The organism is Pseudomonas sp. SIMBA_067 (assembly GCF_046534675.1).
GTDB classification, from domain to species: domain Bacteria; phylum Pseudomonadota; class Gammaproteobacteria; order Pseudomonadales; family Pseudomonadaceae; genus Aquipseudomonas; species Aquipseudomonas putida.
Genome location: NZ_JAWRYH010000241.1, coordinates 1 through 294 on the forward strand (window position 1 = coordinate 1; position 294 = coordinate 294).

Here is a 294-nt window from a genome sequence, read left to right on the forward strand (position 1 = left end):
GACGAGACGTTGCCGGTGGGGGCGTTGCTGGGGATTGTGGTGGAGGGCGAGGCCACCGACGCGCAGATTGATGCAGTGATCGAAAGCTTCAACGCCGGGTTTGTCGCCAGCGCGGATGAAGTCCAAGCGTCTGGCCCCAGCGCGCAGAAGGTTGAACTGGGCGGGCGTTTGCTGCGCTATCTCGACCTCGGCGAGGGCGCCACACCGTTGGTGCTGATCCATGGCTTCGGGGGTGACCTGAACAACTGGCTGTTCAACCAACCGGCATTGGCCGTCGAACGTCGCGTGATCGCG

1 pseudogene is annotated in these 294 nt (G+C 63.9%); it reads left to right on the forward strand.

The window, feature by feature from the left end:
• A pseudogene (locus SB765_RS28920) lies at window positions 1-294 on the forward strand (acetoin dehydrogenase dihydrolipoyllysine-residue acetyltransferase subunit); the annotation flags it as partial.